Source organism: Microcoleus sp. FACHB-SPT15 (assembly GCF_014849525.1).
Classification (GTDB): Bacteria; Cyanobacteriota; Cyanobacteriia; order Cyanobacteriales; family Coleofasciculaceae; genus Symplocastrum; species Symplocastrum torsivum.
This window is the reverse complement of the sequence record NZ_JACJNU010000041.1, coordinates 16682-39871: the sequence shown is the minus strand read 5'-3', so window position 1 is coordinate 39871 and position 23190 is coordinate 16682. Positions and strand designations below refer to the sequence as shown.

16 protein-coding genes are annotated in these 23190 nt (G+C 41.3%); 12 read left to right on the top strand and 4 right to left on the bottom strand.

Features of this window, described 5'->3' with window-relative positions:
- Positions 1 to 22: 22 nt before the first annotated feature.
- Positions 23 to 1816, bottom strand: coding sequence for a hypothetical protein (locus tag H6F98_RS13920; protein WP_192219296.1), 1794 nt, complete (start codon positions 1814 to 1816; stop codon positions 23 to 25).
- 285 nt (positions 1817 to 2101) lie between these two features.
- Here H6F98_RS13920 and H6F98_RS13915 point away from each other — a divergent pair, with 285 nt between their 5' ends.
- The 9 genes from H6F98_RS13915 (at position 2102) to H6F98_RS13875 (ending at position 13064) form a co-directional block, all read left to right on the top strand.
- Complete coding sequence (locus tag H6F98_RS13915) at positions 2102 to 3463, top strand: ABC transporter ATP-binding protein (RefSeq protein WP_192219295.1); 1362 nt, start codon at positions 2102 to 2104, stop codon at positions 3461 to 3463.
- A gap of 75 nt (positions 3464 to 3538) precedes the next feature.
- A complete protein-coding gene (locus tag H6F98_RS13910; protein WP_192219294.1) occupies positions 3539 to 4216 on the top strand; it encodes a class I SAM-dependent methyltransferase in 678 nt (225 codons plus the stop codon).
- 64 nt (positions 4217 to 4280) lie between these two features.
- Positions 4281 to 7289: a glycosyltransferase gene (locus tag H6F98_RS13905; protein ID WP_192219293.1), complete on the top strand. Its 3009-nt coding sequence runs from the start codon at positions 4281 to 4283 to the stop codon at positions 7287 to 7289.
- A gap of 77 nt (positions 7290 to 7366) precedes the next feature.
- Positions 7367 to 8134, top strand: a complete 768-nt coding sequence (locus tag H6F98_RS13900) for a class I SAM-dependent methyltransferase (RefSeq protein WP_192219292.1) — start codon at positions 7367 to 7369, stop codon at positions 8132 to 8134.
- A gap of 101 nt (positions 8135 to 8235) precedes the next feature.
- Positions 8236 to 9114 (top strand): methyltransferase domain-containing protein, encoded by an 879-nt coding sequence (locus H6F98_RS13895; protein ID WP_192219291.1) that lies wholly within the window; start codon positions 8236 to 8238, stop codon positions 9112 to 9114.
- The gene (locus tag H6F98_RS13890; protein ID WP_192219290.1) at positions 9111 to 9887 is read left to right on the top strand and encodes a bifunctional 2-polyprenyl-6-hydroxyphenol methylase/3-demethylubiquinol 3-O-methyltransferase UbiG; all 777 of its coding nucleotides are present in this window, start codon (positions 9111 to 9113) and stop codon (positions 9885 to 9887) included. Before H6F98_RS13895 ends, H6F98_RS13890 begins: the two co-directional genes overlap by 4 nt.
- Positions 9888 to 10075: 188 nt before the next feature.
- Positions 10076 to 11056 carry a GDP-mannose 4,6-dehydratase gene (locus H6F98_RS13885; protein ID WP_199348470.1) on the top strand — a complete coding sequence of 327 codons (981 nt, stop codon included), beginning with the start codon at positions 10076 to 10078 and terminating at the stop codon, positions 11054 to 11056.
- 71 nt (positions 11057 to 11127) lie between these two features.
- Positions 11128 to 11979, top strand: coding sequence for a glycosyltransferase (locus tag H6F98_RS13880; RefSeq protein WP_192219289.1), 852 nt, complete (start codon positions 11128 to 11130; stop codon positions 11977 to 11979).
- Positions 11973 to 13064: a glycosyltransferase family 1 protein gene (locus tag H6F98_RS13875; RefSeq protein ID WP_192219288.1), complete on the top strand. Its 1092-nt coding sequence runs from the start codon at positions 11973 to 11975 to the stop codon at positions 13062 to 13064. Before H6F98_RS13880 ends, H6F98_RS13875 begins: the two co-directional genes overlap by 7 nt.
- 15 nt (positions 13065 to 13079) lie before the next feature.
- On the opposite strand, the gene H6F98_RS13870 is transcribed toward H6F98_RS13875, so the two are convergent.
- The 3 genes from H6F98_RS13870 to H6F98_RS13860 all read right to left on the bottom strand — a co-directional run bounded on the left by H6F98_RS13870 (position 13080) and on the right by H6F98_RS13860 (position 15950).
- Complete coding sequence (locus tag H6F98_RS13870) at positions 13080 to 13448, bottom strand: EamA family transporter (protein ID WP_192219287.1); 369 nt, start codon at positions 13446 to 13448, stop codon at positions 13080 to 13082.
- Between the two features lie 230 nt (positions 13449 to 13678).
- Positions 13679 to 14470 carry an amino acid ABC transporter ATP-binding protein gene (locus tag H6F98_RS13865; RefSeq protein WP_192219286.1) on the bottom strand — a complete coding sequence of 264 codons (792 nt, stop codon included), beginning with the start codon at positions 14468 to 14470 and terminating at the stop codon, positions 13679 to 13681.
- Positions 14436 to 15950 (bottom strand): ABC transporter substrate-binding protein/permease, encoded by a 1515-nt coding sequence (locus H6F98_RS13860; RefSeq protein WP_313929871.1) that lies wholly within the window; start codon positions 15948 to 15950, stop codon positions 14436 to 14438. The genes H6F98_RS13865 and H6F98_RS13860 overlap by 35 nt, the downstream gene beginning before the upstream one ends.
- Before the next feature lie 424 nt (positions 15951 to 16374).
- On the opposite strand from H6F98_RS13860, the gene H6F98_RS13855 reads away from it, so the two are divergent.
- The 3 genes from H6F98_RS13855 (at position 16375) to der (ending at position 23128) form a co-directional block, all read left to right on the top strand.
- Positions 16375 to 19230 (top strand): hybrid sensor histidine kinase/response regulator, encoded by a 2856-nt coding sequence (locus H6F98_RS13855; protein WP_192219285.1) that lies wholly within the window; start codon positions 16375 to 16377, stop codon positions 19228 to 19230.
- Entirely contained in the window at positions 19227 to 21527 is a 2301-nt protein-coding gene (locus H6F98_RS34600) for a PAS domain-containing protein (RefSeq protein WP_192219284.1), read from the top strand. The genes H6F98_RS13855 and H6F98_RS34600 overlap by 4 nt, the downstream gene beginning before the upstream one ends.
- Before the next feature lie 209 nt (positions 21528 to 21736).
- Positions 21737 to 23128: a ribosome biogenesis GTPase Der gene (der, locus tag H6F98_RS13845; RefSeq protein ID WP_192219283.1), complete on the top strand. Its 1392-nt coding sequence runs from the start codon at positions 21737 to 21739 to the stop codon at positions 23126 to 23128.
- The last annotated feature ends 62 nt before the right edge of the window (positions 23129 to 23190 follow it).

The following is a 23190-nucleotide window of genomic DNA, read 5'->3' as shown; positions in this document are numbered from 1 at the left end:
AACCTTCTGTTTCCTCTACTCTTTATAAAACTTTAAATACTCGTATTAAGTTATCCGTAAAAACTAACTCAAAGTCTTGAGGATTCTTAGTAACCCATTCAATAAAATTTGCAGAATAGTAGCGTTGGGTTCTCGCATGATCTATACGCCAATGACCCAGTACAGCACCCACCCAACTATGCAATTCTTCGGTTTGAACATAAAGAATCACATAACATATTTTTTTACTCTTTATTGAATTACGAAAGCTAGAGTAATCTATTGTATCATTATCAGATACAGTAGAATCTACTGATGGCACATTATCTAGTTTAATATCTCTACGGTTTGTAACTATATAGAAATATCCAGTTCCCACTAAATAAGTATTGACATACGAATCACTCAGAACATAACTCATAATCGGAAGGTAGGCTGGATTGGGGTAGGGATCGACACAGCTTTTCGGCGTATGTAATCGCAGGTATTCAATAGTTGGTTGTAAATTTGAGCCATCGAGCCTTGGATCGACTTTTAGTCCTAAATGCCTCACCTTTCCATATACTGGATATCCTGGAATCCCGGACAATGAAAATAGAATTAAAATCACTATGTACGGCAATATTTTATTTTTCAATAAAATATTTGCTTTAACCATCAAAACGTTATCTATTTTGCGAATTTTATTATGCAAATCTTGAATAAAAATTACAATAAAAATCCAATATATAGAACCGTAAATTAATCGAGAAAAAACATCTGTAGGGATAAAGCGGAGTAAAACCTCAATTGACAGTGGATTATAAAGAATAACAATTGACCATATACATAAGCCTGCCATAATATCGAGATTTCTATTTGGAGAGTTGAATAATAATATTAAGGCGGCACTGAGTATGGCAAACCAACCTAATCCCCCAAGCATTAAATTCAAATGCTGGAATTGAAGTAAATTTATGTTCAATCCAAATAGTTTATAGTAGCTAATCAAAGGAGACGCTATGTTTTCAGAAAGCACCTCTCTTTTAAAGAGTATAAAAACAGAAACAGTTATTACCATAATAGTAACAAGTGCCATAATATTCCTAAAACGGGGAGTAATACCTTTGTAACGAAAGAGCAACAAAGTAATACAAATCCCGACCATTCCATTGAGTTGCAAAAGTGTTTCCTGAGGATGATTTTGCCAACAAAAAGCGAGTAGTGGCGGTAATAAAAATAAGTATCGCCATTCTTCTTTTGAAAAAGTAGAAATAATTAGTATTAAACCTTCCAGAAAGATGATATAGGCTAATAATGTGCCAGCAAGTACAGTATATCGGTAAAAGCTAATAGCATTATAACCAAAAAAGCCTAGAGACATTAGACCTCCAAGCTGACTCAAAATAGTATTATTAGTAAGTATTTTAGTGATGCGAATAAATTGCCAAAATAGTATTCCTTGTAAAACTGGAGAGAGGAACAATAATCCTGTTCTATTGCCAAAACTAAGACCAGAAGGTTGTAATAACCAATGTTCAAAGAAGTAAACGAACCGAGAAGAGTAGTAACTATCTGAATAAATATAATTCATCCAACGTGCTTTTTCCCAACTCTGAATAAAAGCCAAATGGTCTACTGGATCAGAAGGAAATTCTAGATAGGGCCCAACATATATCATTGCTCCGATAAAGACACCCACTAGCAGCAGCGTCCACGGATCAAGGGGCAAGTCTATACGTTGTCGTTGCCATACCGATGCATGAGGATTAGAGAGGTACCATACTCCAGCCAGAGTTGGAACAAGCAGAGCTATACCCGTGTAAAATAGGCGTACTGATTCTACAGGGGCAGACATCCAACGCCCGATCATGTAAATAATTAAGTAAATACACCAACCCCAGCCAAAACAGGGTAGGTACTTGAAGGCGAAAAAGGAACGCCGTGTTAGTAGCAAGTTGACCCAGTGGTTGAGCAAAATAACAGATATAAAAAAGCCAAGAAACTGCAAGACAAAAAACATAAGCATTTATACTACATTTGATAGAGTATTAGTATATTGGCAGTTATGACCAGTATTTGCTGATATGTTGGAGTTTGTGAGTGGCTGCCCGATTTGTGGTATTTTTGGCAGTGATGTGTGATGAGTGAACTTGCAATTTCGTTGAAGAATATCTCGAAGTGTTTTAAACGATATGAGCATCCTGTAGATCGGTTAAAGGAAATTTTATTACCGGGCAAAAGCAGAACCAATGAATTTTGGGCGCTGCGGGATATCAACTTGGAGATTCCGAAGGGACAAACCCTAGGGATCGTGGGGCGAAATGGTTCTGGAAAGAGTACACTACTACAAATTATCGTAAAGACTCTAACGCCAACCACAGGTGAGGTGGAGGTCAATGGTCGGGTTTCAGCACTGCTAGAACTGGGAAGTGGGTTTAACCCAGAGTTTACAGGACGTCAGAATGTCTTTTTTAACGGCCAATTGTTGGGTCTGTCTCCGAAAGAAATTGAAACAAAGTTTGAGCAGATTGTCGGCTTTGCAGACATTGGAGATTTTATCGAACAACCCGTTAAGACTTATTCAAGCGGGATGTTTGTGCGTCTAGCCTTCGCCGTAGCCACAAGTGTGGAGCCTGATATTTTGGTGGTAGATGAGGCGCTATCCGTTGGTGATGAAGCTTTTCAGCGTAAATGTTTTGCTCGGCTTCAATTAATTCAGGAGCAGGGAGGAACAATTTTGTTTGTTTCCCATTCAGCAGCTTCAGTGATACAGCTTTGCACTACTGCGATTTTAATAGATCATGGAGAATTGCTTCTGTCAGCCAATCCTAAGTTAGTGCTTTCCAATTATCACAAGTTAATTTATGCCCCGGCAGAGCAAGTAGAGTTTTTGCGCCAAGAAGTCCGCCGAATGAATCATAAAAGTACAGTCACTGATAATGGAAAGCTAAATAGCCTGGGAACCAAGACTTCTAGTAGCCACGCACAGAAGCAATCTGCACTTTATGACCCGAACATGATTCCTAAGAGTACCATTTCCTACTTATCTTGCGGGGCAGAAATTGAGCAGCCTCACATTACTACCCTCGAAGGGGAAATGGTCAATATCCTGAGTAAACGCCATGAGTATATTTACACCTACCGTGTTAAATTTTCTAAGACAGCTTACAAAGTCAGGTTTGGAATGGTGATTAAAACGGTGAGTGGTGTGGAGGTAAGCGGAGGCTTATCACATACACCAGGTAGCGGCATTGAATATGTAGCCAAGGGTCAAATAATTGACGTAGAGTTTAGATTTTGTTGTCTGCTTCGACCGGGGGTATATTTTTTAAATTCAGGAGTAGTCGGAACGACGGATACAACAGAAATTTTTTTAGATCGCAAAATTGACATCTCCATGTTTAGGGTACAGCCAGACCCAGATATGGAAGATCTGGGATATGGATTAGTAGAGCTTTGTGCTAAACCAAGTTTTTTATTCTGTAATTTTGTAGAGACATAAAATAAAGTTTATTTCAATAATTTATCAGATTAGAGATTAAGCAATTGAAGAAAGTTAGACAGCTCAGTTTTAAGAATGGATACAAAAGATAATTTGAAGGAATTGTATCAACCCAGCACTAGGTCTTTGACCCACAGAGATCTGGTTGGGGGACTGTGGGATGAAGTTGGAAAACTCCAGTTCGATTTTCTACTCCAGCAAGGGTTACAGCCCAACATGAAGCTTCTGGATGTTGGTTGTGGATGCTTGAGAGGTGGGTTACATTTCATTCGCTATCTAAATGCGGGAAATTACTATGGAATAGATAGTAATGAGTCCTTAGTAAATGCTGGATACGAAATCGAGCTAGGTTTGACTAAACTCAAAGAAAAAATGCCAAGAGCAAATTTGTTGATAAATGAGCAGTTTCAAGCTGGTCTATTAGGAGTCGATTTTGATTGTGCGATCGCACAATCAGTATTCACGCATTTACCCATGACTTCTATCAACCTTTGTTTTCTTGAACTAGCAAAGTGCGTGAAGCAGGGAGGGAAATTTTATGCGAGTTTTTTTGAAGTTACGCCCGAAGAAGATATTGACAACGCAATCATGCATCAACCGGGCGGAATAATAACTTATCGTGATAAAGATCCTTATCACTACCGAGCACAAGATTTTTTAAAGTCTATTGAAGATTTGCCATGGAAAATGTTTTCTTATGGAGACTGGCAACATCCGAGAGGGCAAAAGATGTTAGAGTTTGTCAAACAATAGAGCCAGGTAGTACTGTCTTAGCTGGGTTAACGCTTCTAATTTTTGAAAGTATTCATTCAGAACTATGCAAACTCACGATACCAAGCAAAGCATTTTTGTAATCACCGGAATGCATCGTTCTGGCACCTCTCTCACAGCCTCATTACTCCAGAGCACGGGGGTGGATATTGGTCAAAGACTCATGCCACCAGCTGAAGGCAACGTAAAAGGTTACTTTGAAAATCTGGATTTCACAGATTTTCATGAAGATATTTTTGCTTCTCAAGGGATTAGTAAAGCAGGTTGGACGGTAGAGAAACAAATCCAAGTACCAGAGCAATTTTTAGAGAGAGCTAAATTTCTGATTCAGGGAAATTTATCTAGGAAGATTTGGGGATGGAAAGACCCGCGAACAACGCTTTTCCTAGATTACTGGGCAAATTTAATTCCTGAAGCAAATTTTTTATTGATATACCGTGCGCCATGGGAAGTAATTGACTCCCTGTATCGACGACGGAATGTGGGAGATGAAGCATTTGATTTTAATCCTAACTTTGCCCTACAAGTTTGGCTAAATTATAATCAAGAACTTCTGAAATTTTGTGAGCGCATTCCAGAGCGTTGCCTTTTAATTAGTATTTATAGCATTGCACATGATCCGACTTTTTTAATACAAGCCATCAAAGACAAGTTTGGAATTGCTCTAAATTATCCAGCTTCGGATATCTATGATGATTCATTATTGAATACACAGGCATATCGATCGCATCGACCTATCCTAATTAAGCATTACTTTCCTCAAGTATGGGAACTTTACCAGGAACTTAATGCTAAGGCAGAGGTGCCTGAGGGTTTTTCTTCTTCACTTGTTAATCAACTCTCGCATATACCCTCTTATGAAGCCTGGGTGCTTCAGGATTGGCTAGATCTTCGGAGATTAGAAAAAGAATCTTTTAAGCTACGGAATCATTTAGAGCAGTCTCAGGAGGAACTTGATCGCCATCGCTCCCAACTACAACAAACAATACAACAGAATCAGGCGGAACGGGAGCGAACGCATGTTGAGTTAACGCAATCTCAATCCCAACTACAACAGACTCAATCCCAACTACAACAGACTCAATCCCAACTACAACAGGTGCTAGTTGAACTGGAGCAATCAAAAACTCTGATTCTTGCAATGGAGAGCAGTAAGTTTTGGAAGATGCGAATAGCTTGGTTTTGGCTAAAGCAAGTATTCGGTGTAACAGAGAATTCTAAGCAGTCGTTTAACCGCTCATTGTCTAGAGCAAAAAAGCTACTTTATCTCCTAAAAAATAAAGGCTTAAAGTATACAATTACTAGACTATCTAGAAAAGTCTATTTAAAGCTTGATGATGGCTCAGCCAATATTGAAGTCTTACCAGAAACCTATCAAGGATGGCTCCAAAAAAACTTTCCCAGAGAATCTGACTTGCGAAAGATGGCTGAGACAGTGGAAGTTTTTACTAATAAGCCAGTTATTAGTGTAATCATGCCGGTTTTTAATACTCCGGAGCGTTTTTTACGAGAAGCGATTGAGTCGGTTCTCACTCAGGTTTATCCTTATTGGGAGTTATGTATTGCAGATGATGCATCAACTCAGCCTCACGTCAGGGCTGTTTTGGAAGAATATAGAGCAAAAGATAGCCGAATTAAAGTAGCTTTCAGAGAGCAAAATGGACATATTGCTCAAGCTTCTAACTCGGCTATAGAATTAGCAACTGGTGAGTTTTTATCTCTCCTAGATCATGATGACTTACTTACACCAGATGCTTTGTATGAGGTAGCCCTTCTGTTGAATCGGCACCCTGAAGCAGATATGATTTATTCGGATGAAGACAAGGTTGACGAACATAATCAATTCTGCCTCCCCTTCTTTAAGCCAGATTGGTGTCCTGACTCCTTCTTGTCTCGGATGTACACCTGCCATCTGGGAACTTATAGGCGATCGCTAGTAACAGAAATAGGAGGCTTTAGAGTAGGTTATGAAGGTAGCCAAGACTATGACCTCGTCTTGAGAGTTACTGAAAAAACTGAAAAAATATTCCATATTCCTAAAATTCTTTACCACTGGAGAGTTCATCCTGAATCAGCTTCTAGTGGTGCTGAAGCCAAGCCGTATGCCTATATAGCAGCAGAAAAAGCTCTTACAGATGCTCTTTCTAGAAGGGGCGAAAAAGGAGTGATTTCTGGAACACCAGGGTACTTAGGGCTATATGTTACTCGATATAAAATAGAAAATCACAAGCTTGTAAGTATCATTATTCCAACTAAAGATTTAGGAGAAACTTTAAATAAATGCTTGAAATCTATTTTTGAGAAAAGTGTCTATCCAAACTATGAAGTTATTGTTATAGATAATGGCAGCACAGAAGACTACACAGCTAAAGTCATTAACTTATGGGAGACTCAGGAACCATCTCGCTTTAGATATTACAAACTTGATATTCCTTTTAATTTTTCTAAGATTAATAACTACGCTGTTCTCCAAGCGAAAGGTGAATATATACTTTTACTAAATAATGATATAGAAGTAATAACCCCAGACTGGATTGATGCCATGGTAGAGCAAGCTCAACGACCCTCCATTGGAGCAGTTGGCGGACTTCTCTTGTATCCAGACAACTCCATACAACATGCAGGAATTGTATTAGGTATTGGTGGTGTTGCCAGTCATAGCCACAAAAAATTGCCCTCGATTTATCCAGGATATGGAGGTCAGGTAATAACTATCAACAATTATTCAGCAATTACCGGAGCGTGTTTAATGTGTAGACGGGAAGTGTACGAACGTGTTGGTGGATTTGAAGAGAAATTAGCCGTTGCTTATAATGATGTAGATTTTTGCCTCAAGTTAGTAGAGAAAGGATACAGGAATATATATCTTCCCCACGTCGTTTTATATCATCATGAGTCAAAAAGTAGAGGACATGAGGATACTCCTGAAAAACTTGCCCGGTTAGCAAAAGAGGCAGAGTATATGCAGACTAAGTGGAGCAAAATTCTTAAAGATGACCCTTGCTATAATCCCAATTTAACCCGATCAAGTGATGATTACAGGATAAATATATAGCTGAAATCCTAGAAAAGAATTTCATCAAGTACATCGAGCCGCAAAAATAGTATAGCTCAACTAAAAGGAAGCTTAATATGACATCTATTTTAGGAAATTTAACAAACAAGCTCAATTTCTTAGCAAAACCAAACAAACTAAAAGATACAGGAAGTCCTTCCTTATCAGGAACTTCATTACGGCAGCAAATTGCTTCTCAATATCTAACGGGTTCTGGAATTGAGATTGGGGCTTTACATTCACCTCTTGAAATTCCTTCTGATGTTGAAATCCGCTACTTGGATCGAATGCCAGTTGAGCAATTAAGAAAACAATACCCAGAGTTAGCAGAACACAAACTTGTAGAACTCGATCTCATTGATGATGGTGAAACCTTAGCCTCTATTCCAGATGCATCACTAGACTTTGTGATTTCCAATCACATGATTGAGCATTGTCAAAATCCAATAGCTTCTCTGGAAAATTGGATAAGGGTTTTGAAGACCGATGGCATTTTGTATATGGCTGTGCCAGATAAGCGATATACCTTTGATTGCGATCGTCCTATCACCTCCTTAGAACACCTGATTCGAGACTACACGGAAGGAGCTGAGTGGTCAAAGTACTCTCACTTTGAGGAGTGGAATCGTTTAGTTAATAAGGTTCCTAACAGTGATGTTGCTGTACGAACTAAACGTCTTATTGACATGAACTACAGTATTCATTTTCATGTATGGACTCCAATGGAATTTATAGAAATGCTTGTATACTGCAAAAAATATTTGTCTTTCTTAATAGAAATTGAATTACTGCAAAAAAATGGAATGGAGTTTATTGTAGTTTTAAGAAAAAGAGTTAGTGAATAACTGAATTTATACAGATTTAATCATTACTACAAAAACTTATTCTTGTTTGCTTTTACTGCAAAGTTACCTAAGCATTTGTTAATTTCTTTTAGTTAAAAGCAATGGATAACTTAAAGATCGATCTGGGTTGTGGGTTGAGGAAGAAAGAAGGAACTCTAGGCATTGATTTTCAAGCCTATCCAGGTGTTGACTATGTTTTAAACATTCAAACAGACCCTCTACCATTTCCTGATAAAAGCGTTAAATACGTTCACTCATCTCATTTTTTAGAACATATTCAAAACCCAATAAACATTTTTCAAGAAATCAGCCGTGTTTGTGCTGATGGTGCTCAGCTAGAGTTTTGGACTCCGTATGGTTGGTCAAATCCAGCGTTTATATTTGATCATAAATTATTTTATAATGAAGATCATTATTTACATTTGTGCGTTTGGTATTTTGATGTATGGGAAAAGGCACTAAATGCTAGATGGCTACTAAAAGAAATTATTTATGTTATTGATTCTTCAGTTTTGGTAGAACTTTATCGTAATCAAATTAGCTTAGATTTTGCATTAAAGTACTATAAAGGCTGTGTCGTTGAGTTTGGAGTAGTTATCGAAGTTCATCATGACTATAAAGGCGAAAATTTTCAGCCTATAAGGACATTTGCATTGGCTCGCTCTTCTAAGAGATATCCTGTGCAATCGACGGATAATAGTTTTAATTCTATAGAGATAGAGCAAGCTATTAATTGGTTTACAGCAACTGAACACGAACGAGTTCGGTTTCATACTCAGAATCTTCAACTAGAACTGGAGCAATTACAGTCCCTACCTACGGATACTCGTGCGAAAATAGAGCAATTACAAATCCAACTTCAGCACCATCAAACAGAGCTACAACAGTCACGAGATTTGATTAACGCAATGCAATCAAGTAAGTTTTGGCAATTGCGTAATGGTTGGTTTAAGTTTAAAAAGTTGGTAGGTAAAAAATGAGCATACTAGATCAATACGTTACATCTGCCCATACTCCACAGGCTGCGCTTGATATCTTTAAAGGAGAGTGGTCGTCGAAACTACCTGAACCTTTAGTAGGGCTGGAGGCTGGCTCCATTCCCTTATTTGAGGATGGCCGTATTGAATGGGCTGTGGCTCAACTAGGTGGCGTTGAAGGGAAAACTGTGATTGAATTAGGTCCTCTAGAAGCAGGGCATAGTTATATGCTTGAACGTCTAGGAGCAGAATCAATCCTATCAGTCGAAGCCAATAGCCATGCGTACTTAAAGTGTTTGATAGTTAAAGAGTTATTAGATCTAAAGCGTGTACGCTTTGTGTACGGAGATTGTATAGAATATCTACGAAGCAACCGAACAAAGTTTGACGTTTGTATTGCTAGTGGCATACTTTATCATATGCGTAACCCGGTTGAATTGATTGCACTTGCCGCTCAGGCATCCGATCAGATTTTTCTTTGGACTCACTACTACGACAAGGCAATTATCTCTAAAAACCCCAGCTTGGCGCACAAATTCCCTAGCAGTAAACAAGTAGAGCATTGTGGATTTCGGCATACGCTTTATTCCCAAGAGTACAAAGTGGCACTAAATTGGGGTGGCTTCTGCGGGGGCAGTGAGGCATCTAGTAATTGGCTCAGCCGCGACGATATCCTAGGGAGCCTTAAGCATTTTGGTCTAAATAACATTGAGATTAATTTTGACCATCCTGACCATCCCAATGGGCCTAGCTTTGCCTTAGTTGCAACTCGGTAGTTGCTGATTTTTACTCTCTCAATTTAAGTGGGATGTAAATATAGAAGATGTTTTAGATTCAAACAACTACTATCCCAATAGACAAAATAATTAAACTTTAGTTCAAAGGTAATTGGTGCGATCGCTTTCCCGAAAATACTAGGTTTTTTATCAACACCATTTTAAATGAGTGAAGGGCAAAAGCTACTATGGTGACCAAAAAAGCACTAGTTACTGGATTAACCGGGCAAGACGGTTCTTACCTGGCTGAACTTCTTTTAGATAAAGGTTATCAAGTCTTTGGTCTAGTACGTCGCTCTAGCTCTAGCCATTTCGGGCGCATTAGCCACTTCTCCAACAATATCCAAATCCTCTCCGGTGATTTACTCGACCAATGCTCCTTGATGGATGCCCTCAGCGAAGCCCAACCTGACGAAATTTATAACCTTGCCTCCCAAAGCTACGTTCCCATCTCTTGGAGTCAACCCGCCCTAACTGCCGAATATACGGCTATTGGTGTTTCTCGCTTATTAGAATCGATTCGTCGCTGCAAGCCTGATGCTAAGTTTTACCAGGCTTCCAGCAGTGAAGTGTTTGGTCAACCGGATGAATCACCGCAAACTGAACGTACTGCCTTCCGCCCTCGTAATCCTTATGGTGTTGCCAAAGCCTACGCTCACTGGATGACGGTCAACTATCGCCAGCAGTACAATCTCTATAACTGCTGCGGTATCACCTATACTCATGAATCTCCCCGTCGGGGTACAGAATTTGTCTTTCGGAAAATTACTCGTGGGGCGGCTTTAATTAAGCTGGGTTTGGCGAATGAACTAAAACTCGGTAACCTTGATGCTCGCCGCGACTGGTGCTATGCCAAAGATGCCGTCTACGCTATGTGGTTGATGCTTCAGCAAGAGCAACCTGATGACTACATTATTGCAAGTGGTACAACTCATTCTGTGAGGGAACTTGTCGAGTGTGCTTTCAACTGCATTGGCTTGAACTGGCAAGATTATGTCTCTGTTGACCCTGCCTTCTACCGTCCTGATGAAGCTGTGGAGTTAGTGGGTTCTATTAATAAAGCTCAGAAAAATTTAGGTTGGCAACCGCAGTATTCTTTTGAGCAATTGGTTGAATTGCTAGTTGACCACGATCTCAAGGAAATAACAGAACGAGGCATTTCTCACTAAACTCTTCTAGAGTACAAGATGACTTAATCCTTGTACTTGTTCGCTGCTAATGACTGCAAAATCGAGCTAATGTGATTTACTTGCTGATCGTTAATTATTATTCAACTGATTTTATTGCTCGATTAATTCGCTCTCTTCCCTGTAGCCAAACTATTCGGTATCAAATTGTTATTGTTAATAACTCTCCAAACGACGATGCTCTACAAGAATTGAAAGATGATAGGATTCTAATTTTAGAAGCAAAAGCTAATCTAGGTTTTGGCAAAGCCTGCAATCTCGGACTTAACTGGATTTATGCTCAAGATCCAAATGCGATCGCATGGATTATTAATCCCGATACTTACCTGCCAGAAAATACTCTAGAAAAGGTTCCTGGCTTATTTGAAGCTTATCCAGTTTCGATTCTCGGTAACCTAATCTATACACCCACAGGTGAGGTTTGGTTTGCTGGAGGGCAATTTATCCCTAATCAAGGAGCTATCCTTTCGACTAACTTGCTAGGTTCTCAATTAGAGGCTACCTGTGTATCTTCTGATTGGGTAAGTGGATGTAGTCTTCTCCTTAATCTCCGACTCTTTCCTGAATGCCCCCAGTTTGACCCGGCATACTTTCTATACTACGAAGACTTTGATTTTTGTCGTCGTTATGCAATGATGGGTCATCAAATTGCGATTACTAATCAGCTTAGTATAGTGCATCAACCCTCTTCAATTGCCGATCGCAACATTGTTAAAAAATTTCAGCATAGTACCTATAGTTACTTGCTAACTCTAGAACGGTACACCAAAAAAGAAGTTTTTCTGTGGCGATTTCTCCGGCTCACGCTCCACGCCCTGATCTTATTAGTGATAAAACCGCAAACGGCTTTTGGTAAACTGGCGGGCGTATTGAGCTATTTAGGGAGAGTAAAACACACTTGTTGAACTCAGTTTTAGTCAATCTGTCATTCCTCTTTTCTAAACCCACTGGAATTAGCACTTATGCCGCTAATCTCTTCCCTTATTTACAACCCATTAACCCAACTCTTTTAATTTCACCCGTTGGGCATCAGTGTCAACCAGAAGCCTCTAACTTTACCTGCTACTCTGTACCAGACGGTATGACTCCTGAACAAGGTACAAAAGGGCATCTGCGCCGCCTTCTATGGACTCAGCTACGACTCCCACAAATCTATAAACAATTGGGTTCGCCGCTTCTGTTTTCTCCCCTTCCAGAAGCACCCCTATTTAACAACTGCCGCTACATCGTCACCGTCCACGACCTCATCCCGTTGCGCTTTCCCCGGCGCGGTTCTCCTCTCACGACCTATTTCCGCTACTATATCCCCCAAGTTCTCACCCAAGCGCAACACATCCTTTGTGACTCCCAGGCTACTGCCAAGGACATCACCAACTTTTACAACATCCCTGCTGATAAAATTACGCCTGTTCTCCTCGCCTACAACCCCAAAGACTTCCGCTTTCTCAACTTACCTACCAGCAATTATTTTCTCTATATTGGACGCCACGACCCTTACAAAAATTTGCCGCGCCTGATCGATGCCTTTGCTGGTTTGCACAAGCAGGAGTGTGAACTGTGGATTGCTGGTTCCCCAGATGGGCGCTATACACCACTACTCCAGGAACAAGTAAACCATTTAGGACTAACTGAGAGAGTAAAGTTTCTTGACTACGTTCCTTACGAGCAATTGCCGATAATTATCAACCAGGCGATCGCACTCGTTTTTCCTAGTCTTTGGGAAGGGTTTGGACTGCCTGTACTCGAAGCCATGGCTTGTGGCACACCCGTAATTACATCCAACCTCTCCTCTTTACCGGAAGTTGCTGGTGATGCTGCCCTCCCCGTCAATCCTTACAACACGGGAGAAATCACGGAAGCGATGCAAGCCATAGTCACGGATTCAACGTTGCGATCGCATTTACGAACCCTGAGTCTGAATCGCGCCAGTCAGTTTAGCTGGGAAAAAACAGGACTTGCCACGATGGAAGTCTTACAACAATACCTTTGATTTTGCTCGATGTTGTCAACGCTGCCAAAGCACCAGAACCACTCCACAGACAATGAAAGCCAAACCAATAAGACGAGTTCCAGGAATGGGTTCGTGAAACGCGAAGTGAGCGAGTAGGACAGTAAAGATGTAGATTAGAGCAGCGGAAGGGCCAGCAACGCTGAGCTTAACACGGGTAAGCAACAGAATATAAGCGATCGCTCCCAGAGCATAGCAAACCAGACCAGCTAACAACTCTGGCGTAATGATGATACTCAAAACATGACTAACTAAATTACCAGAGTTAACCTTCCCCAGTTTCAATGCTCCTGCCTTCAGGAAAAATTGCCCTGATACACTAGCAATTATTGAAACAACTAATAAACCAAACTCTTGAGGGGTCACAGATAAATCCTTATGCGAGTCGCTCAGTTGAATAATTTACCGCTAACTTGTAGACAACGGCGAAAGAAGCTAAATAACCTGTAGAAACCGAAGTCATACAAGCTGTAGCTACTATATTCAGCTTTGCGATCGCATTTATGCACCCTGAGTCTGAACCGCACTAGTCAGTTTAATTAGGAAAAAGCAGGATAAGCCACTGTTGACACTCCCTAAGCGATACCTGTTGCAACCTACAACATCTTTTCCAGAAACTGCTTAGCACGAGCGCACTGCGGATTGCCAAAGAAGTCACTAGGAGGTGAATCTTCCGCCAACCGTCCACCGTCGAGAAACAAAATGCGATCGGCAACTTCCCGCGCAAATCCCATCTCGTGGGTGACAATCGCCATTGTAATACCCGTTTTTGTGAGGTCTTTCATAACCTCTAGCACCTCTTTTACCATTTCAGGGTCAAGTGCTGAGGTCGGCTCATCAAACAACATGATATCTGGCTTCATTGCCAAGGAACGTGCGATCGCTACCCGTTGTTTCTGTCCTCCCGACAACTTCGAGGGATAAACATCCGCTTTCTCTGCTAACCCCACTTTTGCCAGTAGTTCCAACCCTTCTTTCCGTGCCTCATCATCAGAAATATGCTTCACCTTAGTGGGTGCATACATCACATTTTTGAGTACGGTCATATGAGGAAACAGATGGAAATGTTGAAACACCATGCCGACATTTTGGCGAATCTTCATGATGTTGGTTTTCGGCGCAGTGATGTCTACTCCATCAATGTAAATCTTCCCAGCCGTTGGCACTTCTAACAAGTTCAGGCAACGAAGAAATGTTGACTTACCAGAACCCGAAGGCCCAATAACCGCTACAACTTGCCCTCTCTTAATATCTGTAGAAATATCTTGTAGAACCTTAAGCTCTCCAAAGGATTTAAACAAATGCTCGACTTTCACAGCCACGTTGCTGTTTCCGTTTGAGTGCGTAACCTGATCAACTGCTACGTTGTAATTTTCGTTCGAGTGCATATCCCCCCCAGGTCAAGCTCATGACCATCAAATAGTAAACAATGCCAGCAAACAGCAACGGTTCAAAATAGATATATTTTTCTGCTCCCACAATTTGCGCTCTGCGTAATAAGTCAGCGACCCCAATTGTAGAAACCAACGCTGAATCCTTAAGCAGAGCGATACTTTCATTCACCAAAGCTGGCAAAATGTTTTTTATCGCTTGTGGCAATATGATGTCTGACATCATTGGTTTATAAGGAACACCCAACGACAAAGCCGCTTCTCGTTGTCCTTTATCTACGGCAAGAATTCCTCCTCTAATTGTTTCAGAAATGTAAGCCCCTGAGTTGAGAGTAAATGTAATCACACCTGCCAACAAAGCTGGAATATCGTAGCCAGTTAGCTGAGGTGTTGCATAATAGACAATGGCAATTTGTAGCAGTAGGGGTGTGCCTCTGAATATAGACGTGTAGACGTTTGCAAACCAAGTCAGAGGTTTGATCGTAGAAATCTTAAACAAAGACAGTATTGTGCCCCAAATAAATCCTAGTAATGCCGACAGTGCCGTGAATAGTAGCGTTACTCGTATTCCATCAATGATGTAGGGAATACTCGGCATTATCGCCGCCAAAGGAAAATTACTATTGCTGGCTGCACTACTAGTTGCATTACCCGTGCTTTCTTCTTTTCCTTGATTTTCAAACCACTTGGTTATTAGCTTGTCAATCTCACCGCTATCTTTCATCTCCTTGAGAACGCGGTTAAAATCATCGACTCGCTCTGAACCTTTAGGAAAAGCAATAGCAGAACCCGCTGCTTCTTCCGGATTGGGAAGGGTATTGAATTCTAGATCTGGATTAGATGCGACAAATCCTTTGGCGATTGTGTCTTCAATAATGGCGGCATCAATTCGATTCGCCTTAATCTCTTGGATTAGTTCACTGGTTTTATTAAGAGGTTTTACAGTGACACCCTGAACTTTTTCAGCTATTTTGCCAGCTTCTTTCTCTTGAATTGAACCAAGTTGTACACCGATTTTTTTTCCAGCTAAATCTTCTGGTGTCTTCAGGTTACTGCCTGTTTGGCTAACAATCGTATTTTTAGCTTCGTAGTAAATTTCAGAGAAATCAACATTTTTTTTGCGCTCTTCTGTCGGTGTCATACCTGCCATAGCAAAGTCAGCACGACGTGACTGTAGGGCAGGAATGATGCCATTGAAGTCTGTATCTCTTATTTCCAGTTCAAAGTTAAGCTCTTCGGCAATTTTTTTGGCAATGTCTATGTCAAAACCGATAATGTCATTTTTGCCAGTGGCAGTGTCTCGAAACTCATAAGGTGGATAATCTGCTGAAGTAACCATTGTTAATTTTTCTGGGTTACCTCCTGACTGTTGGGCTATGGCATGGTCAAATCTTCCATAGCCAGCAAGAAGATTCATTGCAAGTACAGCAATGAATGAGATGGTGAATAACCATCCAAATTTTTTTATGCGAAACACTTCTGTTTCCCCAGTCAATAATGGATGAACGCTTAGAATTTAAAAGCAGCTAAGGCGAGACGACTCACTTGTGTCCTAAATAACAATTACCAATCTAATAACTGTAAATGCTATACCCCTAAGGATGTATTTTATTTGACGCAGTAGGTAAAGTGAGACAAATATATTAGCTAATAAAGTTATAAAAAACAGTAAGTTTTGATACGAACTGTTAAGTCCAGAGATTGTCTTATAGGTTATCGCTGAAGTTAGCCAGAATTAGGTGTGGTTGGGCGGCTGCAAGATTTTACATTAACGCGAACCAATCTACTTTGGTCAATGGCTCATCAGACGCGATCGCATCCGACATTCAACTAAAGATTACATACTTCTAACACTGCCTAGGCGAGTAAACATCCACTAGCTAGGAAACAAACCACTCACTATGATGCGGCTAATAAGTGAGAAGTCTATTTCAAAAACCAAGCGGAAAATCCCGCTCCGCTTCGTCTTAGTAGTGCCATTCGTCCTGCAAATCTTTGTTGCGGTGGGACTCACAGGATGGCTATCACTACTCAATGGGCAAAAAGACGTCAACGACATTGCTACCCAGTTAAGAAATGAAGTCACAGCTCGGATTTTACAACATGTCACTACATACATAGAGACACCGCAGATAGTAGCTCAAATTAACGCCGATGCCGTCCGTTTAGGCGAGTTGAATTTACAGGATTCCAGCCGTCTGGAACGGCACTTCTGGCACCAAATGCAGTTGTTTAAGTCTCTGCGTCCCATTGCTTTTGGGAATGAACAGGGAGAAATTCGTTCAGTCGATCGCCTTGATGATGGCAGCTTAGTGATTCGAGTCGTGGATAAGTCTACTGGCGGTAGCTATCACACCTATGCCACGGATAACTACGGGAATCGCACCAAACTAATTAAAGTTAAAAAAACCTTCGATCCTCGAAATCGCCCCTGGTATAAAGCGGCTGTGAAAGCCCAAAAACTGACTTGGAGCGATATTTACCCATATTTTTCCTCATCGTCACTAGCTATCAGTGCTGCCCGACCTTTTTACGACGACAGGACAGGCACCTTGCTTGGAGTCACTAACGCAACACTATCCCTCTCCCAAGTTAGCGACTTTTTGCAGAACCTAAAAATTGGTCGTTCTGGACAGACGTTTATCATGGAGCGCTCCGGAGACTTAGTTGCCTGTTCATCGCTCCAGCAGCCCCTTATCCTCAGTAAAGACGGAGCAAAGGAGAAATGGAGACGGATTCAAGCGAGCGAAAGCAACAATCGTCTCACTCATCTCACAGCACAGTATTTGATAAAACACTTTGGCGACCTTAGCAAAATCAATAATAGTCAGCAGCTTGACTTCAAAATTGGCAGCAAGCGGCAATTTATACAAGTGACACCGTTTGCTGACGCTCATGGGTTAGATTGGCTCGTTGTGGTGGTCGTTCCAGAAGACGATTTCATGCAGCAAATCAATGCCAACACCCGTACCACTATCCTCCTATGTCTGGGGGCATTGGTGCTGGCTACCGTACTCGGAATCCTTACCTCTAGATGGATTACTCGTCCCATTCTCCATTTAAGTAAAGCATCTAGTGCGTTAGCAAAACGGGCTGCCACCTCAGATTTTGCCAGTAGCCCATTAGAGCAAAAAGTTGAGGTAAAAGGCATCAATGAACTGGAGCTTCTGGCTCAATCTTTTAATCAAATGGCGCAGCAGTTGCAAGAGTCATTTGCTGCGCTTGAAAAAACAAACGCCGAGCTAGAAATGCGAGTCGAAGAACGAACGGCCGAACTAAGGGAAGCAAAAGTTGCTGCTGATACAGCTAACCACGCCAAGAGCGAATTCCTTGCTAACATGAGCCATGAACTTCGTACTCCTCTTAATGGGATTTTGGGATACGCACAAATCTTGGAACGCGATAAAGATATAACCTCAAAGCAAAAAGATGCTATCCAAATTATTCAGCAATGTGGCTCACATCTACTCACCCTGATTAACGATATTTTAGACCTCTCCAAGATTGAAGCAAGGAGAATGGAACTCTACCCAAGAGACTTTCATTTTCCTTCCTTCCTTCAGGAAGTTGCAGAAATCTGCTGCATCCGAGCCGAACAAAAAAAAATTGCATTTAGTTACCAAGTCTTAAATCAACTCCCTACTGTCGTTCATGCTGATGACAAACGACTGCGGCAAGTTTTGATTAACCTCTTGGGCAATGCTATTAAGTTTACTGACAAAGGCGAGGTGAATTTCAAAGTTGGCATTCTAGAGAGTAGAGAAAACTTTATTCAATCTAATTCTTTAAGCCAAACTTTTAAAATTCATTTTCAAATCGAAGATACTGGTGTTGGAATGACACCAGAGCAATTAGAAAGAATATTTTTGCCGTTTGAGCAAGTGGGCGACAGGTCACGTCGGGCAGAAGGCACTGGATTAGGATTGGCAATTACAAAAAAGATTGTTCAGATGATGGGAGGCAAACTACAAGTAAAAAGTGTCTTAGGTGTGGGGAGTAGTTTTTGGCTAAATTTAGAGATACCTAAAGCATTACAAGATGTTAAACCAGTTCCTATAGATTTATCAAAAAATATCGTTGGTTTTAAAGGTAGAGAACGGAAAATATTAGTTGTAGACGATCGATGGGAGAACCGCTCATTTCTCATTAATCTACTAGAACCAATTGGATTTAAACTAATGCAAGCAAGTAATGGAGAGGAAGGTTTAGATAAAGCCGCAACATTTCAACCCGACCTAATTATTACCGATGTACTGATGCCAGTAATGGATGGCTTTGAGATGACGCGACATCTCCGAAAGTTACCAGAATTTAAAGATACGATTTTGATTGCTTCTTCTGCCAACCTGTCCAACTGTAAGCGGCAAAATAGTCTAGAAGCAGGTTGCGACAACTTTATCCCCAAGCCGATTCAAGCAGAAGATTTATTAAACAAAATACAAAATTATTTGAAACTGGAATGGGTTTATGCAGCAAACGAGCAAGTAGAACTTCAGAATCATAAATTTCTTAATAGTTTTTCATCCCACGCGCAGGCTCCAGAACCTGTGGTGGAACCACCAGAAGAACTTGTCGCTCTGCTAAAAGCTGCTCAAATTGGTGACATTGAAGGCATTGAACAAGAAGCAAACAGGCTCAAACGATTGGATAATAAATATATATCATTTGCCACTAAGTTGCTGCAATTAGCTCAAAAGTTTGAAGAAAAAGAAATTCTGAAGTTAGTCAAACGGCATATCTCACATAACCAAAAATGAATATAGCAAAACAAGATGTCATTTTGATCGTGGATGATAACTCGACTAACCTCAAGATGCTGTTCAGTTTTTTTAAAGAGTCCGGCTTCAAAGTTTTAGTGGCTAATGATGGTGAAAGTGCCCTTGAAAAGCTGCAAGAGGTTTCACCAGATCTTATATTGTTGGATGTGATGATGCCCGCAATGGATGGATTTGAAACCTGCCAGCGTTTAAAAGCATCAGTAGCAACCAAGGACATCCCTGTAATTTTTATGACGGTTCTTTCTGAGACAGTTGATAAACTCAAAGGTCTATCTCTGGGAGCAGTCGATTACATCACCAAACCGTTTCAACAAGAGGAGGTATTAGCCAGAGTGAGGCTGCACCTCAAGATGAGAAAATTGACCCAAACACTTGAAGATCAAAATGTACTTCTCAAACAGGAAATCGAAGCACGCATTCAGGCTGAAGCCGAGTTGCAGAAGCTCACACAGGAGTTAGAGCAACGAGTGGAAGATCGAACGGCTGAACTTACACACACTCTGTACAACCTTCAACAGACTCAAGTTCAGCTAGTAGAAAGTGAAGCACTTCTGCGTACCGTAGTTACCAATGCACCAATTATTTTGTATGCCCTAAATAGCGAAGGTGTGATTACCCTTTTAGAAGGTAAAGGACTGGAAGCGTTGGGACAAAAGTCAGGTCAATTTATTGGACAATCTGCCTTTGAACTCTATCGCAACTACCCTGAGGTACTAGAAGATCTCCGTCGTGGACTTGCTGGCAAACAGAGTTCATGCATTACACAGATAGGTGACGTGGTATATGACAATCAAGCAACACCATTACGAGATAAAAATGAACAAATTATCGGTCTAATTGGTGTTGCGACTGATATTACTCAGTTCAAGCAAGCACAGGATGCATTGAGCCTTTCGGAAAAGCGATTTCGCCTAGCTGTCGATCACTTTCCTGATACGTTTGTTATCTACGACGCTAATCGGCGATTCCAATTTGTTAATGCACACGGAGTTAGGATAGGTGGGCTACCGGAGTCGGCACTAATTGGTCACACTGATGAGGAGATACATCCACCAGAGATTACAAATGCGTATCTACCCCATCTGCTAAGGGCTGTAGAAACACGTACCTCACAGACGGCAGAATGTACAATCACTTTACCAACTGTTGGTAAAGTTACATTCATCGTTATCTATGTTCCACTACTAGATGAACGGGGAGAAATTTATCAAATTTTAGGGATTACGCATAATATTACAGAACAGAAGATTGCTGAGGAAAAACTTAAAGAAAACCATGAATTTCTCCAGACTGTACTTGATACCAATCCAAATTTAATTTTTGTCAAAGACAGTCAGGGCAAGCTTGTACTCGGCAATCAAGCCTTTGCTGATTTTGTAGGAGTAAATGCAGAAAAACTACAGGGAACTACGGATGCTGAGTTGTATCCTAATCAAGAAGATGTACAGCGATTTATTGCTCAAGACCAGGAAGTATTCACGACTTTAAAGCAGAAATTTATTACAGAAGAGCTTTGCCATACCCGGACAGGTGAAATCCAGTGGTTTCAAACGATTAAAAAACCGATTTTTTCCAGTGATAACCAAGTTGCTCAAGTTCTTGGGGTTGCTACTAATATCACAGAACGGAAACTTGCAGAGATACAAATTCAAGAATCATTACGAGAAAAAGAAGTCTTACTCCAAGAAATTCATCATCGGGTCAAAAATAACTTACAGGTAATTTTAAGTCTGCTCGACCTGCAATCTCAGCACATAGAGGAACAAGCAACACTAGAAATTTTCCGAGAAAGCTGTAGCCGTGTTAGATCTATGGCACTTGTTCACGAAACTTTTTATAAATCTCAACGTTTTACCAAAATCAATTTTGCCGAATACATTCAAGATTTAACAAGCTACTTATTTGCAACCTACGGAGTGAATGTAGAAGCGATAAAGTTAAAGCTAGATCTTGATGAGGTGAATCTGAATATTGATACAGCAATTCCTTGTGGTTTGATTGTCAATGAGTTAGTTTCAAATGCCTTAAAATACGCTTTTTCCTCGCCTAAAGGAATAATTTATATTGCTCTTGATTCGGACGAAAAGTATCATACGCTTACTGTCAAAGATAATGGGGTAGGATTACCTCTGGGTTTTAACATCCGGGCTGTCAAGTCACTAGGACTTCAGCTAGTAAGTGTATTAACCACTCAACTTGAGGGAACCCTTGAACTAGACCGTACTCAAGGTACAGAATTTCGGATAAGATTCCCTAAAATTATTGACGTAAAGTAACTCGCTCTGCCGTTCTCTCGATACAGTTCTGAAAGCAGGGGGAGAGTGTTTGCGAATGGGTTATGAGAAGCATTTCTCAGGCACAGCCAGTACATCGGACATAATTTGTCACAGTCGCTAGCTACAATTACTACAATTATTAAAGAGAGCTTTTCGACGCAAATCTACTGTGTTCGGGATGTTCCCCTGCTTGCTCAAGGAATGCTGTTATGCCTTTGCCAATTGTTGCTGTTATTGGACGCCCAAATGTGGGCAAATCTACCCTGGTCAATCGTTTGGCGGGCGTGACCGATGCAATCGTGCATGACGAGCCAGGGGTGACACGCGATCGCACCTATCGTTCTGCCTTCTGGCAAGACCGTGAGTTCCTCGTTGTTGATACGGGTGGTTTGGTTTTTGATGATGATACCGAATTTTTGCCTTTAATTCGGGAACAAGCCATGGCAGCGCTAGCCGAAGCCAGTGCTGCTATATTTGTTGTCGATGGTCAGGAGGGACTAGCGGTGGCGGATGAAGCGATCGCAGAATGGCTGCGTCAACAATCAGTGCCCGTTCTCCTCGCTGTCAACAAATGTGAATCGCCACAACAGGGTTTGATCCAAGCCGCTGAGTTTTGGGAACTGGGTTTAGGCGAACCCTACCCTGTCTCTGGGATTCATGGTGGTGGTACTGGCGAACTGCTTGATGAGTTGATTTCTTACCTGCCAACTGTCGATGCACTGCCAGAAACTCCAGAAATTAAAGTTGCAATTGTTGGACGCCCAAATGTTGGTAAGTCTAGCTTGTTAAACGCCCTCACTGGCGAAAATCGCTCGATTGTCAGTCCAATTTCTGGTACAACCCGCGATGCCATTGATATGGTTGTTAAGCGTGCTGGTAACTCAGAAAATGGAGATGAGGCAAAAACGTATCGCCTGATTGACACAGCGGGAATTCGTAAAAAGAAAAACGTTGAATACGGGCCAGAATTCTTCGGGATTAATCGCGCCTTCAAAGCGATTCGCCGTTCAGATATCGTTTTACTGGTGATTGATGCCATTGATGGTGTCACCGAACAAGACCAAAAACTCGCTGGTCGAATTGCAGAGGAAGGACGTGCCGCTGTTATCGTAGTCAACAAGTGGGATGCAGTGGATAAAGATTCCTACACAATCTACGAACACGAAAAACTCGTCAAAGATCGGCTGAGTTTTATCGACTGGGCAGAAATGATTTTTACCAGCGCTATAACTGGCAAGCGGGTAGAAAAGATTCTCGATTTGGTTGACACGGCATTTGAACAACACCAGCGTCGCGTGCCGACTGCAGTCATTAATGAAGTGCTACAAGACGCTGTGAGCTGGCACAGCCCCCCGACTAGCCGCAGTGGACGCCAAGGCAAAATTTACTACGGTACTCAGGTAAAGAGCCAACCGCCAACCATTGCTCTATTTGTCAATGACCCAACCCGGTTTAACGACAACTACCGCCGCTACGTTGAGCGTCAGTTTCGCCAACAGTTAGGCTTTACAGGAACACCCTTGCGTTTGCTGTGGCGCGGCAAGAAAGTCCGTGAGGTTGGAGATGCCCATATCAGTGCCAACCGAGCCACTCGCGTTTAAGATCAGTCAGAGGTCAGGAGTCAGCAGCAATAGACAACTGACAATTGAGAACTGACAAAGGA

What these genes read in the sequence shown, in the direction of transcription:
- H6F98_RS13920 (WP_192219296.1), bottom strand. Translation starts at nt 1,816, where the DNA reads ATGTCTGCCCCTGTAGAATCAGTACGCCTATTTTACACGGGTATAGCT.
- H6F98_RS13915 (WP_192219295.1), top strand. Translation starts at nt 2,102, where the DNA reads ATGAGTGAACTTGCAATTTCGTTGAAGAATATCTCGAAGTGTTTTAAA.
- H6F98_RS13910 (WP_192219294.1), top strand. Translation starts at nt 3,539, where the DNA reads ATGGATACAAAAGATAATTTGAAGGAATTGTATCAACCCAGCACTAGG.
- H6F98_RS13905 (WP_192219293.1), top strand. Translation starts at nt 4,281, where the DNA reads ATGCAAACTCACGATACCAAGCAAAGCATTTTTGTAATCACCGGAATG.
- H6F98_RS13900 (WP_192219292.1), top strand. Translation starts at nt 7,367, where the DNA reads ATGACATCTATTTTAGGAAATTTAACAAACAAGCTCAATTTCTTAGCA.
- H6F98_RS13895 (WP_192219291.1), top strand. Translation starts at nt 8,236, where the DNA reads ATGGATAACTTAAAGATCGATCTGGGTTGTGGGTTGAGGAAGAAAGAA.
- H6F98_RS13890 (WP_192219290.1), top strand. Translation starts at nt 9,111, where the DNA reads ATGAGCATACTAGATCAATACGTTACATCTGCCCATACTCCACAGGCT.
- H6F98_RS13885 (WP_199348470.1), top strand. Translation starts at nt 10,076, where the DNA reads ATGGTGACCAAAAAAGCACTAGTTACTGGATTAACCGGGCAAGACGGT.
- H6F98_RS13865 (WP_192219286.1), bottom strand. Translation starts at nt 14,470, where the DNA reads ATGCACTCGAACGAAAATTACAACGTAGCAGTTGATCAGGTTACGCAC.
- H6F98_RS13855 (WP_192219285.1), top strand. Translation starts at nt 16,375, where the DNA reads ATGATGCGGCTAATAAGTGAGAAGTCTATTTCAAAAACCAAGCGGAAA.
- H6F98_RS34600 (WP_192219284.1), top strand. Translation starts at nt 19,227, where the DNA reads ATGAATATAGCAAAACAAGATGTCATTTTGATCGTGGATGATAACTCG.
- der (WP_192219283.1), top strand. Translation starts at nt 21,737, where the DNA reads ATGCCTTTGCCAATTGTTGCTGTTATTGGACGCCCAAATGTGGGCAAA.